Origin of the sequence: Streptomyces sp. NPDC056600 (assembly GCF_042792855.1) — a bacterium.
In the GTDB taxonomy this organism is placed as follows: domain Bacteria; phylum Actinomycetota; class Actinomycetes; order Streptomycetales; family Streptomycetaceae; genus Streptomyces.
Map to the genome: position 1 here is coordinate 34,514 of NZ_JBHTVQ010000039.1, position 14,758 is coordinate 49,271.

The window sequence follows — 14,758 nt, forward strand, 5'->3', positions numbered from 1 at the left end:
GCGGCCGCCGGGGGGGCCGCGCCCCCGCCCCCCCGCGCCGGGCCCCACCGCCCCCGCCCCCCCCCGCGGCGCCCCGCCCCCCCCCCGCCCCGGCGCCCGACCAGTGCCCGCTCGCGGAGGTGTTCCGCGACGGTCAGGGCGGGATCGAGGTCCGTCACGCCGGGCATGTGGGCCACCCCGGACACCCGGCGGACCCGCGCCGTCCGCCGGGGCAGCTCCAGCCCGGCCACCCGGGCCGTTCCCTCGGCCGTGCGCATCCGCCCGGTGAGGGCCAGCAGCAGCGCCGTACGGCCCGACCCCGTGGGGCCGGTGACGGCCACCAGCGTGCCCGGCCCGGCCTCGAAGGTCACGCCCCTGAACGCCCATCCCCGGGGCCCCCTGACCCCGAGTCCCCGGGCGGCGACGCCCGTGCCGGGCGGCTGCCCGTCCCCCTGCCGGCTCACTCGCATGCACCTCGGCTTTTTTGCACTGACTGGTCAGTGCAAAAACTAACCCGAACCCGCCCGCTGGGCAAAACCGCAGGTCAAGGCGATTGTCAGTGGCAGACCCCAAGATGGGACCAGACAGGACAGATGCTGTCGTACGACGACAGGAGGTTCGCCATGACCCACCCGGTGGCCCGCCGGGCGTCCGCACCGCCCGCCGGCCTCGACCTGCTCGACCGCGCCCGCAGGGGCCTGGACGGCGCTCTGCTCCTGACCACGCCCAACGAGCGGTACGCCGCCGCCCACCTGGCCGCCCTGCGCGGGGCCGCCGCCGTGCTCGCGGTGCGCGTCACCCCGCTGCCCCAACCCCGGCGCGGCCGCCGCACACCGATACGCAGCGCCTGGGAGGTGCTGGCGGAGGCCGCGCCGGAGTTGGAGGAGTGGGCCTCTTTCTTCGCGGCGGGAGCCGAGCGCCGCGCCCGGGCGGAGGCCGACCTGCCGCACGCCGTCTCCGCCAGGGAGGCCGACGACCTGATACGCGACGTCGCCACGTTCCTGCGCCTGGTGGAGCGGGCGACAGGGCTGACCGGCCCGGACGCCCATTAGGGTGGGGGGCATTCGCCTGCCCCCCACGCTCCTGTGGGCGGGCGGCCACCGATCGCCCGCCGAGGAGTCAATCGCCGTGTCGGACCCGATGCGCCCCCGCGCTTCTCTCCGTACCGCCGTGGTCTGGGAGGTCCTGAGGGACGCCCTGGACCGCCGAGTCAAGTCCGGCGGCGACCCGTCGCTCGACGTCCTCGACACCGGCGGGGGCAGCGGCAACTTCGCCGTGCCCGTCGCCGCGCTCGGTCACCGGGTCACCGTCGTCGACCCCAGCCCCGACGCCCTGTTCGCCCTGGAGCGCCGTGCCGCCGAGGCGGGAGTGGCCGACCGGGTGAGAGGGGTTCAGGGGGACGTCCACGGCCTGTTCGACGTCACGGACCGTTCCTCCTACGACGCGGTGCTCTGCCACGGCGTGCTGGAGTACGTCGACGACCCCGCCGAGGGGCTGCGCAACGTGGCCGCGGCCCTGCGCCCCGGCGGGCTGCTGAGCCTGCTCGCGGCGGGCCTGGGCGGCGCGGTGCTCTCGCGCACCCTGGCCGGCCACTTCAACGAGGCCCGGCAGGCGCTGGAGGACCCGGACGGCCGCTGGGGCGAGCAGGACCCCGTCCCGCACCGCTTCACCGTCGACCGGCTGACCTCGCTGGTCGGGGCGAGCGGTCTGCGGGTGGGCGCGGTGCACGGCGTACGGGTGTTCTCCGACCTGGTCCCCGGCGTCCTGGTCGACACCGAGCCGGGCGCCCGGGAGGCCCTGCTGCGTCTGGAGGCCGCGGTGGCCTCGATGGAGGCCTTCCACTCGGTGGCCACCCAGCTCCACGTCCTGGCCGAGGCGTCCCCGGCGTCCTAGCCGTCGCCCGCGGCGTCGTGGCCGTCACAGGAGCGTGTGGCTGTCACTGCGGCGACGGCGCTCACCGCGGAGCCTCGCAAGGCACAGCGGCATCGTGGCCGTCCCGGCGGCGTACGGCGCTCACCACGGAGCCTCGCGGGCACATGGGCCGTCGTGGCCGACACCGCGGTTTCCCGGCTGTCCCCGCAGTGTCGCGGCCGTCCCCGCGGCGTCCCCGCAGCATCCTCGCCGTCCCCGCAGCGCCCTCGTCGGCACCGCGGCGCCCTCGCCGGCACCGCACGGGCCGTCGTCACCGTCGCCGTCTGGCCGGTTCGCACGGTCCGGCAGGGCTCTCCGCGGCCCGTACGGAGGCCCTCGCCGGCTCCGGCGGGACCGTCGTGGACCGCCGGGACCCGGTCCGGCGCCGGGTCCCGGCCACCCCGCGTCCGGTGTCCCGCACGGCTTCCCGGCCGGTGTCCCCGCCGTGATCAGCGGCGCGGCGCCGGACGGACTCCGCCGTGACCCCTGCCGACCGGCCGCGAGACCCGTATGATCGGGGGCAGACCGCCCGGCATGACTGGCGGGCCCGCGGGGAATGAAGGTTCCACGGGCCGGCCCCGCCATGACCGGAACCGGTTGCCAAATGGCGTAGAGGGGCGGGTTTCACGGGGGCGATTCCCTGCCTATCCTGGAGGGGACCCCCGGTCGCCCCGGCGACTGCACGATGAGGAGGACTCCCGTGCCGCTCTCGGAGCACGAGCAGCGCATGCTCGAGCAGATGGAGCGAGCGCTGTACGCCGAAGATCCCAAGTTCGCGACAGCGCTTGAGGGAAGCGGGCTGCGCACGTACACCCGGCGACGGGTCTACCAGGCGGTCGCGGGCTTCCTCGTAGGTATCGCGCTCCTCATGACCGGAATGGTCGCCCAGCAGATCTGGATCGGCGTGGTGGGCTTCCTCGTCATGCTGGGGTGCGCCGTTCTCGCCGTCACCGGCTGGCGCAAGGGCCCCAAGCCCGGCGAGCAGCCGGCCGACGCCCCGGGCACGCCCGGAGCCGCGGCGACGGCGCGTAAAAGGTCCGTGATGGATCGCATCGAGCAGCGCTGGCAGCGCCGCCGGGACGACCAGCAGGACCGTTGACCGACAGCTTCCAGGGGCGTCCGCCGAGGCGGGCGCCCCTTCGGCATGCCGGTACCCACCGAAACGCGCAGGTCCGGGCGGCCTAGACTCCCCGGCATGGGACGGGTAGCAGTGATCGGCGCCGGCATGGGCGCCATGGCGGCCGCCGCGCGTCTGGCCGTGGCCGGCCACCGTGTGACGGTGTACGAGCGGACGGACACCTACGGGGGCGCCCTGCGCCGCCGGGAGCGCGACGGTTTCGCCTTCGACACCGGTCCGGGCCTCCTCCCGCTGCCGGCCGTGTACCGCGACCTGTTCGTCAAGACCGGCAGGCAGCCGCTGGAGGACTGCGTCGAGTTGGTCCAGACGGACCCCTCGGCCCGCCACCTCTTCCCCGACGGCACCCGGGTGGACCTGCCCAACGCCTCCCGGGCCGGCGTGGTGGCCGCTCTGGAGCGGAGCGTCGGCCGGGGCGCCGGGGAGCGCTGGGGGGAGTTCCTGGTCCGCGGGCGGGAGGCCTGGGACCGCACCCGCCGCCCGCTCCTGGAGGAGCCGCTGTGGCCCAACTGGGACGTGCTGGCCGACCGTGAGCCCTACCCGTCGGTGCCGCGGCGGCGTCTGCTGCGGACCCGGCGGGCCGCCACCCTCGCCCAGGTGGGCGAGTGGGAGCTGGGTGATCCCCGGCTGGCGCGGCTGCTGGAGAGCCACGCCCTCGCCTACGGCCTGGACCCGCGGACCGCTCCGGCGAGCGCGGCGGTGCTGCCGTACATGGAGCACGCCTTCGGCGTCTGGTACGTCCGCGGGGGGCTGCGCGAGCTGGCCCGCGCCGTGTACGAGCGCTGCCTGGCCCGGCGGGTCGAGTTCCGCTTCGGCGCGGAGGCCGTCCGGGTGGCGGAGAAGGACGGCCGGGCGGCCGGCGTGGAGCTCGCCGACGGCACGCTCGAGGAGGCGGACCACGTGGTGGTGGGCGTGCGCCCGGACCTCGTGGCGGGACCCCACACGGCGGCGGCCGAGGGCGACGTCGCGCCGCGTCCGGCCGGTGGACCGGTACCGGGGCGGCTCACGGTGCTGCTGGCCCTGCGCGGCGCGCGCGAGGCGGACGCGGTGCACCGCACCGTGGTCCACTCCCCCGACCGGGACGCCGAGCTGGAGACCCTCACCGGCGCTCCCCCGGCCGGTGACCGGGCCTCCGTGGTCCCGACGGTCACCGTGCTGCGCCCCGACGACCCGGCGCTGCGGCCCGACGACGCCCACGAGTCCGTGGTGCTGACCGCGACGGTGCCGGCGGGCACGGACGCGCGGGAGGCGGAGCGGCGGGCGGAGCTGATGCTGACGGCCGCGGAGAGCGTCCTGCCGGGGCTGCGCGAGCGGCTGCTGTGGCACGAGGTCCGCACCCCGGCGGACGTCCGGCGGGAGACGGGAACGGAAGGCGTTCCCGCCCCCGCCCTGGCCGGCGGCGGGGCCGCGCTGCTGCGTCCCGGCAACGCCACCGGACTGCCGAATCTGTACCGGGCGGGCGGCTGGGCCCACCCCGGCGGCGGGCTGCCGCACGCCGGCATGTCCGGGGCGCTGGTCTCCGGCCTGGTCGTCGAGGGCCCCGCCTTCCGCGGCTCCGTCTGACCCGCGCACACCCACCGCGCCACCGAGCTCGCCCCCTCGGTGGGTGGTCGTCCCGCGGCCCGGCGCCACGACGCGACGCCCGTGCCCCACGACGACGGAGGGCCGGCCCCCACGGGGACCGGCCCTCCGTCGTGCGCGGCCTGCTCAGTACCGGTACTGCTCGTCGTACCCGTACGGGTACGGCTGCTGCTGCGACTGCTGCGACTGCTCGGTCCCGTACGGGTCCTCGGCGCCCCGCTGCTGCGGGACCCAGACTCCGCCGGGCGGCGTGGTGTCGGTGTAGCCGCTGTAAGACGCCGCGTCGTACCCGCCCTGCTGCTCGTAGCCCTGCTGCTGGCCGCCGTACGTGGTGTCGTATCCGTACTGGCCGCCCTGCGTGGCGTAGGGGTCCGCGTAGGCCTGGTACTGCTGCTGGTCGTATCCGGTACCGGCGTAGGTGTCGTAGGCGCCGTACCCCTGCCCGTCGGCTCCGGCGGACGCGGCGGCGGGGTACGCGCCGGTGTCGTAACCGGAGTTGTCGTAGACGCCGTAGGAGCCGGTGTCCTCCTGCGCCGTCTGCGACGGGTACGCGGTGGCGCCGGCGGCGGCCTGGTAGTCGTCCACGGAGGGCGCGGCCGGCTGCTCGTCGTCCTGACGGCCGCGGAGTCCGCCACGGTCACCGTGTGCGTCACGGTCACCGTGCTCGTCGCGGTCGTCGCCCTCGAACTCCTCCCACTCCTCGTCGTCCCGGCCGGCCCGACGGCGGGCGGCGGGCAGCGCCCAGCCCTGCGAGAAGCCGCTGCGGAACGACAGCGTGACGAAGGTCTGCCCCACCGCGAAGGCGAGCGCGCCCAGGCCGATCATCGTGACCGAAGCGGCCAGCACACCGATCACGACGCCGAGGAAGCCGGCGAACGCCAGCACGCGCCACCGCAGTTTGGCCTTGTACTGCAGCAACACCTCGCCCAGCAGCCACAGTGCGACGATGCCGAACGCGATGTAGAGGACCGTCCAGCCCATGTAACGCCCCTCTCCCTAGGAACGGGGCAGTCTGACGGACTCAGACGCTCCCGGTCCAGCCCCGCACCGGGTGGTGCAGGCCCAGGTTCTCGTAGATCTCCAGTGTGGCCGTGGAGTTGTTGAGCGTGATGAAGTGCAGTCCGGGCACACCCTCGGACAGCAGCCGCGCGCAGAACTCCGTGGCGAACTCGATTCCCAGGGAGCGTACAGCGGCCGGATCGTCTTTGGCTGTGAGGATCCGCTCTTTCAGCCGGGCGGGAATCACGGCGTTGCTCAGAGTCGGCAACCTCTCCAGCATACGGATACTGGTGACCGGAAGCACCTCGGGGATGATGGGCGTCTCGCAGCCGGCCGCGGCCGCCTTGTCGCGGAACCGCAGGTACGACTCGGGTTGGAAGAACATCTGGGTGATGGCGTAGTCCGCCCCCGCACGGCACTTGTCGGTGAAGTGCCGCACCTCCGCCTCCCAGTCCGGGGAGCGCGGATGCAGCTCGGGGAAGGCCGCGACACCTACACAGAAATCTCCCGACTCCTTGATGAGTTCGACGAGTTCGGCGGCGTAGTGCAGGCCCTTGGGGTGCGCGACCCACTCGCCCATCGGGTCGCCGGGCGGGTCGCCGCGCAGCGCCAGCATGTTGCGGATCCCCGCGTCGGCGAACTGGCCGATGATGTTGCGCAGTTCGGAGACCGAGTGGTCGACCGCGGTCAGGTGCGCGACCGGGGTGAGCGTGGTGTCGGAGACGATCTGCTCGGTCTCCTTGACCGTGCCCGCGCGGGTGGACCCGCCGGCGCCGTAGGTCACCGACACGAAGTCGGGCGCGACGGCCTCGACCCGGCGGAGCGCGCTCCACAGGTTCCGCTCGCCCTTCTCCGTCCGGGGCGCGGAGAACTCGAACGAGACGGTCTGCTGCCCGGAGGCGAGCATGTCACGCACGGTGCGCGCGCGGTCCGTCCGGGTTGACGCGGTTCCTAGGGCCATACTTCGCAGGTTAGCCAGGCCGCGGCCCCTGTCCCAAAGACTGTCCGCTCCCCGGACAGCCGTGCCGCCCCGGTGGCGCAGGTCAGCGGTCGCGCAGGCGGGCGGCGAGCTCCGCGGTGGCGGCGGCGGGGTCGGGCGCCGCGGTGATCGCCCGGACCACGACCGCGCGCCGGGCGCCGGCGTCCAGCACCTCGTCGAGGGTGGTGAGGTCGATGCCGCCGATCGCGAACCAGGGGCGCTCCACGCCCAGCGCGGCGACCTTGCGGACCGCGTCGAGCCCGGCGGCCGGGCGCCCCGGCTTGGTGGGGGTGGGCCAGCAGGGGCCGACGCAGAAGTAGTCGACGCCCTCCTGGGTGGCGGCTGCCTCCGCCTCGGCCACCGAGTGCGTGGAGCGGCCGATCAGGACGTCCGGGCCGAGGATCGCGCGGGCGGCCGGCACCGGGAGGTCGCCCTGGCCCAGGTGGAGCACGTCGGCCCCGGCGGCGTGGGCGACGTCGGCGCGGTCGTTGACGGCGAGCAGCTTGCCGTGACGGGCGCATGCCTCGGCCACGGTGCGCAGGTGCTCGAGCTCCTCGGCGGCCTCCAGGCCCTTGTCGCGCAGCTGGACGATGTCCACCCCCGCGGGCAGCACGGCGTCGAGGAACTCGGCGAGGTCGCCGCGGTCGCGGCGGGCGTCGGTGCACAGGTAGAGGCGGGCGGCGGCCAGCCGGGCCCGGGCGTCGGTGGCGGCGGCACTGGCGGTGGCGCGGTCCGCCGAGGTGGCGGTGGCGCGGTCCTCCGAGGCGGTGGCGCTGGGGTCGGTGGCGGTCTCGGGCACGGTGCTGTCCCCCCGGATCGTGGTGGTGGTGGCGCCCGGTTCCGTGGAGCGGCGGACGGGGCGCGGAGCGGCCGCCCCGGACGGGGGCGGCACTGGAACGGCCGCCCCCGGGTGGGGGCGGCCGTCGGTGGTGCGTAGGTGTCAGACGGCGAGCGCCTGGGCGCGGCGCTTCACCTCCGTGCCACGGTTCTCGCTGAGGGCCTGGGCGGGAGTGCCCGGCAGGGACTCGTCAGGGGTGAAGAGCCACTCCAGCATCTCCTCGTCGGTGAAGCCGTCGTCCCGCAGCAGCGTCAGCAGGCCGGTGAGGCCCTTGACCACCTTGTCCCCGTCGATGAAGGCGGCGGGGACGTACAGCGCGCGGTTCTCACCACGGCGTACGGCGATCAGCTGGCCTTCCTTCACCAGCTGCCGCACCCGCGTCACCTCGACGTCCAGCTTCTCGGCGATGTCGGGGAGGGTGAGCCACTCGGGAACGAGAGCTTCGATCTTCGCGTCAATCTCGGTCACAGGACCAAGCGTGCCATCCGGGACCGGGAGGGGGAAGTCGGGCCCCCTCCCGCGTGGTCCGTCCGGGGCACCCGCGCGTCCCCTCACCTGCGGGCGGCGGCCTTCAGCGGCCGGGCCGGGTCGCGGACCAGGTCCGGGTCGACCGTGGCGCCGGACTCGATCAGTTTGCGGCCCTGGGTGAGGTCACGGGGCCGGCCGACGGCCAGCAGCGCGACCAGCCGCCCCTCGCGCAGCCAGCACACGCTCCAGGCCGGGTCCTCGGGCGCGCCGCGCCACAGCGTCGTGTCCGCCGCCGCGTGATGACCGGCGTACTGCACGAACCGCCCGAACTGCTCGGACCAGAAGTACGGCACCGGGTCGTAGGGAGCGGCGGGCGTCTCGTCGAGGATGCCCTCGGCGACCGTGCGGGCGCCCTGCAGGGCGTTGTCCCAGTGGTGGATCAGCAGCCGCTCGCCGTAGCGGGCGGAGGGGAAGGAGGCGCAGTCGCCGACCGCGTAGACGTCCGGCGCGGAGGCCCGCAGCCGCGCGTCGGCGAGCACCTCGCCCTGCGGCCCCAGCTCCACCGCGCCCGAGAGCCAGGCGGTGGCGGGCCGTGCTCCGATGCCGACGACCACCGCGTCCGCCGCGAGACGCCGGCCGTCGGCGAGGAGCACCGCGCCGGGCTCCACCCGCTCGACCCGGGCGCCGGTGTGCAGGGTGGCGCCGCTCTCGGTGTACCACTCGCCCATCGGCCGGGCGACCTCCGCGGGCAGCGCGCCGGAGAGCGGGCGTCCGGTGGCCTCGACCACGGTCACCTCGCAGCCGGCCGCCCGGGCGGCGGTGGTGAACTCGGCGCCGATCCATCCGGCGCCGACCACGACCACGGAGTCGTGGCGGTCCAGCACCGGGCGCAGCCGCAGGGCGTCGTCGAGGTTGTGCAGGACGTGCACGCCCTCGGCGCCGGCGGTGCCGGGCAGCCGGACCGGGTGGGCGCCGGTGGCGGCGACCAGCACGTCGTAGCCCACGGGCCCCTGGTCGGTGTCGACCTCCTTGTCGGCGACGCGTACCCCGGTGACCTCGCAACCCAGCCGCAGGTCGATGTCGAGGCCGGCGAAGTCGACGTCGAAGGCGGCCGCGCCGTCGCCCTCGGCCCCGCCGAGCAGCACGCCCTTGGAGAGCGGGGGGCGGTCGTACGGCGGGTGCGGTTCCGCGCCGATCAGCGTCACGGGGCCGGTGAAGCCCTGTTCGCGCAGCGCCTCCGCCGTCCGGACCCCGGCCATTCCGGCGCCGGCGACGACCACCCGTCGTCCGGCCCGTTTCCGCCTCTGATCGTTCACGCCCTCGTTCACTCCCTCACCATAGACATCGGCCGCCCGGACTCCGGACGGATCTCCTCCACGACACTGGTGCCGCTGCCCGGCCGGGACTCCCACTGCCAGGTCTCCTCCAGCCGGACGCGCCCGTCGGGCAGCTCGACGATCCGCGAGAGGCAGTGCCCGGAAGCGGTGGCGCCGTCCACGGTCAGCTGGACGTACCGGAAGTCGACGCGGTCCTCCTCGCGGGTTCCGACCAGGTACCCGCGGGCGATGTCGCCACCCTGATAGGTGGCCCACACCTGGCCCTCGCTCTCGTGGTAGCGGAAACGGGTGGCGGAACCGACCTGGCCGGGGTCCTGGTCCTGCACGGGGGCCATCAGCAGGCCGTCGAGGGAGCGGGGCACGGGTGACTCTCTTTCAGCGTCTCGGGGGCAGGGGTTAGTGTGGCGACGGTAAGACACCCGCGGGAGCCCGGACGCACCGGGCTGAGAGGGAGGCTGGCGGCCTCCGACCGTACGAACCTGATCCGGGTCATTCCGGCGAAGGGAGGAGCTGGACGCCATGACGTCCGACGTACTGGTGGTGGGCGGCGGCATCATCGGCCTGGTGACCGCCTGGCGGGCCGCGGGCCGCGGCGGCGCCGTCGCGGTGGTGGATCCGGAGCCGGGCGGTGGGGCGGCCAGGGTGGCCGCCGGAATGCTGGCCGCGGTCACCGAACACCATCACGGCGAGCAGGAGTTGCTCGCCCTCAACCTCGAATCGGCCCGCCGCTGGCCCGCGTTCGCCGAGGAGCTCGCCGAGGCGTCCGGGACGGACGTGGGGTACCGGCCCTCGGGCACCCTGGCGGTCGCCCTGGACTCCGACGACCGGGCGGAGCTGCGGGAGCTGCACGACCTGCACCGGCTGCACGGGCTGTCCTCCGAGTGGCTGTCCGGGCGGGAGTGCCGCCGGCTGGAGCCGATGCTCGCGCCCGGTGTGCGGGGCGGGCTGCGGGTGGACGGCGACCACCAGGCCGACCCGCGGCTGCTGGCCTCCGCGCTGCGGGTGGCCTGCGAGCGGGCCGGGGTGGTCTTCCACCGGCAGCGGGCGGTCCGGCTGCGGGCCGCGGCCGGGCGGGCCGAGGGCGTGGTCCTTCAGGACGGCACCGCCCTGTCCGCGGGGCGCGTGGTGCTGGCCGCCGGGAGCCACAGCGGTGCGCTGGACGGGGTGCCCGAGGAGGTCCGGCCGCCGGTGCGGCCGGTGAAGGGGCAGGTGCTGCGGCTGGCGGTCCCGCCGGTGTACGCGCCGTTCCTGTCGCGGACGGTGCGGGCGGTGGTGCGCGGCAGCGCGGTGTACCTGGTGCCGCGGGAGAACGGCGAGCTGGTGGTGGGGGCGACCAGCGAGGAGCTGGGCTTCGACACGACGGTCACCGCGGGCGGCGTGTACACGCTGCTGCGCGACGCCCGTGAACTGCTGCCCGGCATCACCGAGTTGCCGATGACCGAGACCCTGGCGGGACTGCGGCCGGGCTCCCCCGACAACGCGCCGCTGCTGGGCCCCACCGCGCTGGAGGGCCTGCTGCTGGCCACCGGCCACTACCGCAACGGGGTGCTGCTCACCCCGGTCACCGGGGACCTCATGGCCGAGACGCTCGCCACCGGGGAGCTGCCGGAGCGGGGCCGCGCCTTCGCGGCGGATCGTTTCGCCGCCGCCGGGGGCCGACCGGGTGCCTGGCAGCCGGCCGTGGCCGACGACGGCCGGGAGGTCGCGGCATGAGCGCGCCGATCACCGTCCGGGTCAACGGCAGCCCCCGGCAGCTGGACGCCGGAACCGCGCTGGACGCCGTCGTCGCCCTGCTGACCCCCTCCAGGTCCGGTGTGGCCGCGGCCGTCAACGAGACGGTGGTGCCGCGCGACCGGTGGGCCGGCACCCCGCTCGCCGACGGCGACCGGGTCGAGGTCCTCACCGCCGTGCAGGGAGGCTGACGTGCACGCGCAGACAGAAGGTCAGGACGCCCCACTCGTCCTGGGCGATCTGAAGCTCACCTCCCGGCTGATCATGGGCACCGGCGGCGCGAGCGGTCTCGACGCGCTGGAGCGGGCCCTGGTGGCCTCCGGCACCGAGCTGACCACCGTGGCGATGCGCCGGGTGAACCCCGCGAGCCACGGCTCTGTGCTCTCCGTCCTCCAGCGCCTCGGCATCAGCGTGCTGCCCAACACGGCCGGCTGCTTCACCGCGGGCGAGGCGGTGCTGACCGCCCGGCTGGCCCGGGAGGCGCTGGGCACCTCGCTGGTGAAGCTGGAGGTGATCGCCGACGAGCGCACCCTGCTGCCGGACCCGGTCGAGCTGCTGGAGGCCGCCGAGACCCTGGTCGACGACGGCTTCACGGTGCTGCCCTACACCAGTGACGACCCGGTGCTGGCCCGGCGGCTCGAGGACGTCGGCTGCGCGGCGGTGATGCCGCTGGGCTCGCCGATCGGCTCCGGCCTCGGCATCCGCAACCCGCACAACTTCGAGCTGATGGTGGAGGCGGCCGGTGTCCCGGTGATCCTCGACGCCGGCGCGGGCACCGCCTCCGACGTGACCTTCGCCATGGAGCTGGGCTGCGCCGGTGTGATGCTCGCCTCGGCGGTGACCAGGGCGCGGGACCCGGAGCGGATGGCGCGGGCGATGCGGCTCGGGGTGGAGGCGGGGCGGCTGGCCCGCCTGGCCGGACGGATTCCGCAGCGACGTTTCGCCAGGGCCTCGTCCCCGGCGGAGGGCCTGGCCGAGCTCGATCCGGAGCGCCCGGCCTTCTGAGGGGGCGCGCGGCCGGGGTTCCGCTTCCACCGGACGGCTCCGGCCCCCTCGCGCCCCTCGTAGACTCCCTGCGTGGACACGACCCTTCAGGACCCGCTCCTCGGCCGCGTGCTCGACGGCCGCTACCGGGTCGACGCGCGGATCGCGGTCGGCGGCATGGCGACCGTCTACCGTGCGCTGGACACCCGCCTCGACCGCGTGCTCGCCCTCAAGGTGATGCACCCGGCGCTGGCGCACGACGCCGCTTTCGTCGACCGGTTCATCCGTGAGGCGAAGTCGGTGGCCCGTCTCGCGCACCCCAACGTGGTGCAGGTCTTCGACCAGGGGACCGACGGGGGTTACGTGTACCTGGCGATGGAGTACGTCGCCGGCTGCACCCTGCGCGACGTGCTGCGGGAGCGGGGCGCGCTGCAGCCGCGAGCCGCGCTGGACATCCTGGAGCCGGTGCTGGCCGCCCTCGGCGCCGCCCACCGGGCCGGCTTCGTCCACCGCGACATGAAGCCCGAGAACGTCCTCATAGGGGACGACGGCCGGGTGAAGGTCGCCGACTTCGGCCTGGTCAGGGCGGTGGACACGGTCACCGACACCACCGGTTCGGTGATGGGCACCGTCTCCTACCTGGCTCCCGAGCAGATCGAGCAGGGCACCGTGGACCCCCGGGTCGACGTCTACGCCTGCGGCATCGTGCTCCACGAGATGCTGACCGGGGCGAAGCCGCACCGCGGGGACTCCCCCGCGCAGGTGCTCTTCCGCCACCTCAACGAGGACGTGCCGCCGCCGTCGGCCCTCGTGCCGGGACTGGCCGGCCCGCTGGACGAGCTGGTCGTGACGGCCGCCGCGCGGGCCGCCGCGGACCGTCCGTCCACGGCGGCGGAGCTGCTGGCCCAGGTGCTGGCGGCCCGCGCGACGCTGTCCGCGGCGCAGCTGGACGCCGTGCCGCCGGCCGCCCGCGCCGAGGAGCACGACCGTTCCGCGGACCGCACCTCGGTGCTGTCCCGCCCGGTGATGCAGCGCCCGCTCCCGGTGAACGAGGACAACGAGGCCACCGCCGTCGTCGAGCGCACCACCCGGCTCGGCTCCGGGGGCCTGCCGCCCTCCGGCGCGCGCGGTCGCGGCCTGGGCCGCCGGGGCCCGCTGGCGCTGCTCCTCGGAGTGCTCCTGCTCATCGGCGTGGGCGGCGGTGTCTGGTACATCAACTCGGGTCAGTTCACCGAGGTCCCCCCGCTCCTCGCCAAGACCGAGGCGCAGGCCCGTGACCGGCTGTCCGAGTCCGGCCTCGAGGTCGGCGACGTCTCCCGCCGGTTCAGCGACACCGTCGAGCGCGGCACCGTGATCTCCACCGACCCCGGCGTCGGCGAGCGGGTCCGCGGCGGCGGCGCGGTGTCCCTCGTCGTCTCCTCAGGACCCGAGGTGGTGAAGGTCCCCTCCGTGGAGGGCCGCCCCCTGGACCAGGCCCGCGAGGCACTGAAGGACCAGGGCCTCAAGCCGGGCATGGTGACCCGCGCGTTCAGCGAGAGCATCCCGAAGGGCTCGGTCGTCTCCACCGAACCGGAGGCCGGCACGGAACGCCGCGCCGGCACGGCGGTGGCGCTGGTCGTCAGCAAGGGCGCCCCGGTGGACGTCCCCGACGTCACGGGGTCGGAGCTGGACGACGCCCGCACGGAACTGGAGGCGGCCGGGCTGAAGGTCCGGATCGACCCCGAGGAGATCCACTCCCCGCACGAGCGCGGCCAGGTCGCCCGCCAGTCCCCCGAGCCCGGCGGCCGCGCCGGCGAGGGCGACACGGTGACCCTCACTCTCTCCAAGGGCCCCGAGATGATCGAGGTCCCCGACGTCACCGGCCTGTCCGCCGACGAGGCCACGGCCGAGCTGGAGGAGGCGGGCTTCGAGGTCGACGAGGACCGCGGCCTGTTCGGCATCTTCGGCGACACGGTGAAGTCCCAGTCCCCCGAGGCCGGCGACAAGGCCCCCAAGGGCTCCACGGTCACCGTCAAGATCCGCTAGTGGGCGGCATGGCGACCGTCACGCCGCCGGAGGAGCCGACCGAGGCCGGTACCGGCGGCGCGAGCCGTGCCACGGAGCGACACCGGGGGCAGGACCGGCTCGGCGAGCTCGTTGACTGGCTGGAGACGGAGTACGGCCCCGTCACCGAACAGGAACTGGCAGCCGCCGAGACCGAGCGCCAGGAGATCGAACGCGCGCACGAGTCAAGGGAACGGCGCAACACGAAGGAGCCCTCGTGATCGCCGTCGCCGACACCTCCGGCCTGCTGACGCTCTTCAACCGCTCCGATCCGGCCCGCCTGGCGACCAGGAAGGCCGTCGACGAATGCGCTCTGCTCGTCGCCACGCCCTTGGCCCTCGCCGAGGTGCTCAGGTGGCCACCAGCCGTGCGGGCCGACGAGCGGCGGACGGCATTCTCCGCTCACTGATCGCCCGGACCCGTCGACTACGCCTCGTCCTCGTCCCGCCCACCGCCGACATGCTCGACGCCGCGCCGGCGGTCCGTGCCCGGTGCTCGGCACTGGACCTCGACCTCGTGGACGCCGTCGACGTCGCCCTGGCCGCCGGGTACGGCACGGATGCCGTCGTCACCCGCGACATCCGCGATTTCCGTACGGTCCGGCCGCTGGACGGCCGGTACACCCATTTCCGCGTCCTCCCCGACGACCTCTGAGGCGCTCCCGGCCCTGTGCCGGTCGACTGGGGGCGACGAAGACGCTTGCGCCCCGAGTCCGGCTTCATCCGCAGCGTCGACGAGGCCGTCGACGGCGAGCGCTGCCGCCGCGAGGGGGC

15 protein-coding genes, 2 pseudogenes and 1 riboswitch are annotated in these 14,758 nt (G+C 75.0%); of the genes and pseudogenes, 10 read left to right on the forward strand and 7 right to left on the reverse strand.

From position 1 onward, the window contains the following. On the reverse strand, positions 1–449 hold a 449-nt coding region (locus ACFRAV_RS19835; protein WP_382557429.1), incomplete at its 3' end, for an ATP-binding cassette domain-containing protein. A gap of 159 nt (positions 450–608) precedes the next feature. Here ACFRAV_RS19835 and ACFRAV_RS19840 point away from each other — a divergent pair. The 4 genes and pseudogenes from ACFRAV_RS19840 to ACFRAV_RS19855 form a co-directional block, all read left to right on the forward strand. Further along, positions 609–1,031, forward strand: a pseudogene (locus ACFRAV_RS19840) (SAV_6107 family HEPN domain-containing protein); the annotation flags it as partial. Positions 1,032–1,107: 76 nt separating this feature from the next. Next, positions 1,108–1,872 carry a class I SAM-dependent methyltransferase gene (locus ACFRAV_RS19845; protein WP_382557355.1) on the forward strand — a complete coding sequence of 255 codons (765 nt, stop codon included), beginning with the start codon at positions 1,108–1,110 and terminating at the stop codon, positions 1,870–1,872. A gap of 718 nt (positions 1,873–2,590) precedes the next feature. Beyond that, complete coding sequence (locus tag ACFRAV_RS19850; RefSeq protein ID WP_351114366.1) at positions 2,591–2,989, forward strand: DUF3040 domain-containing protein; 399 nt, start codon at positions 2,591–2,593, stop codon at positions 2,987–2,989. 96 nt (positions 2,990–3,085) lie between these two features. Then, a complete protein-coding gene (locus ACFRAV_RS19855) occupies positions 3,086–4,588 on the forward strand; it encodes a phytoene desaturase family protein (RefSeq protein WP_382557357.1) in 1,503 nt (500 codons plus the stop codon). Positions 4,589–4,732: 144 nt separating this feature from the next. On the opposite strand, the gene ACFRAV_RS19860 is transcribed toward ACFRAV_RS19855, so the two are convergent. From ACFRAV_RS19860 to ACFRAV_RS19885, 6 genes are all read right to left on the reverse strand, one after another. Then, a complete protein-coding gene (locus tag ACFRAV_RS19860; protein ID WP_382557360.1) occupies positions 4,733–5,587 on the reverse strand; it encodes a hypothetical protein in 855 nt (284 codons plus the stop codon). A gap of 40 nt (positions 5,588–5,627) precedes the next feature. Next, positions 5,628–6,566, reverse strand: a complete 939-nt coding sequence (metF, locus tag ACFRAV_RS19865) for a methylenetetrahydrofolate reductase [NAD(P)H] (RefSeq protein WP_382557363.1) — start codon at positions 6,564–6,566, stop codon at positions 5,628–5,630. 82 nt (positions 6,567–6,648) lie between these two features. After that, positions 6,649–7,272 carry a thiamine phosphate synthase gene (thiE, locus tag ACFRAV_RS19870; protein ID WP_382557431.1) on the reverse strand — a complete coding sequence of 208 codons (624 nt, stop codon included), beginning with the start codon at positions 7,270–7,272 and terminating at the stop codon, positions 6,649–6,651. A gap of 252 nt (positions 7,273–7,524) precedes the next feature. Beyond that, positions 7,525–7,890: an Rv2175c family DNA-binding protein gene (locus ACFRAV_RS19875; RefSeq protein WP_351114371.1), complete on the reverse strand. Its 366-nt coding sequence runs from the start codon at positions 7,888–7,890 to the stop codon at positions 7,525–7,527. Positions 7,891–7,973: 83 nt separating this feature from the next. After that, positions 7,974–9,206, reverse strand: coding sequence for an NAD(P)/FAD-dependent oxidoreductase (locus ACFRAV_RS19880; protein WP_382557367.1), 1,233 nt, complete (start codon positions 9,204–9,206; stop codon positions 7,974–7,976). An 8-nt stretch (positions 9,207–9,214) separates the two neighbouring features. Beyond that, positions 9,215–9,589, reverse strand: coding sequence for a hypothetical protein (locus tag ACFRAV_RS19885; RefSeq protein ID WP_382557370.1), 375 nt, complete (start codon positions 9,587–9,589; stop codon positions 9,215–9,217). A gap of 49 nt (positions 9,590–9,638) precedes the next feature. After that, positions 9,639–9,750, forward strand: a riboswitch (TPP riboswitch). Here ACFRAV_RS19885 and thiO point away from each other — a divergent pair. From thiO to ACFRAV_RS19915, 6 genes and pseudogenes are all read left to right on the forward strand, one after another. Further along, on the forward strand, positions 9,747–10,940 hold the full coding sequence (gene thiO / locus ACFRAV_RS19890; protein ID WP_382557373.1) for a glycine oxidase ThiO: 1,194 nt from the start codon (positions 9,747–9,749) through the stop codon (positions 10,938–10,940). It overlaps the preceding riboswitch by 4 nt. Beyond that, positions 10,937–11,149: a sulfur carrier protein ThiS gene (gene thiS / locus ACFRAV_RS19895; RefSeq protein WP_351114375.1), complete on the forward strand. Its 213-nt coding sequence runs from the start codon at positions 10,937–10,939 to the stop codon at positions 11,147–11,149. The genes thiO and thiS overlap by 4 nt, the downstream gene beginning before the upstream one ends. Position 11,150: 1 nt before the next feature. Then, the gene (locus ACFRAV_RS19900; RefSeq protein WP_382557375.1) at positions 11,151–11,963 is read left to right on the forward strand and encodes a thiazole synthase; all 813 of its coding nucleotides are present in this window, start codon (positions 11,151–11,153) and stop codon (positions 11,961–11,963) included. Positions 11,964–12,035: 72 nt separating this feature from the next. Then, positions 12,036–13,967, forward strand: a complete 1,932-nt coding sequence (pknB, locus tag ACFRAV_RS19905) for a Stk1 family PASTA domain-containing Ser/Thr kinase (RefSeq protein ID WP_382557378.1) — start codon at positions 12,036–12,038, stop codon at positions 13,965–13,967. Between the two features lie 8 nt (positions 13,968–13,975). Continuing rightward, a complete protein-coding gene (locus tag ACFRAV_RS19910; RefSeq protein WP_382557380.1) occupies positions 13,976–14,206 on the forward strand; it encodes a hypothetical protein in 231 nt (76 codons plus the stop codon). Beyond that, positions 14,203–14,639: pseudogene (locus ACFRAV_RS19915) on the forward strand (PIN domain-containing protein). The gene ACFRAV_RS19910 and the pseudogene ACFRAV_RS19915 overlap by 4 nt, the downstream one beginning before the upstream one ends. Positions 14,640–14,758 lie beyond the last annotated feature (119 nt).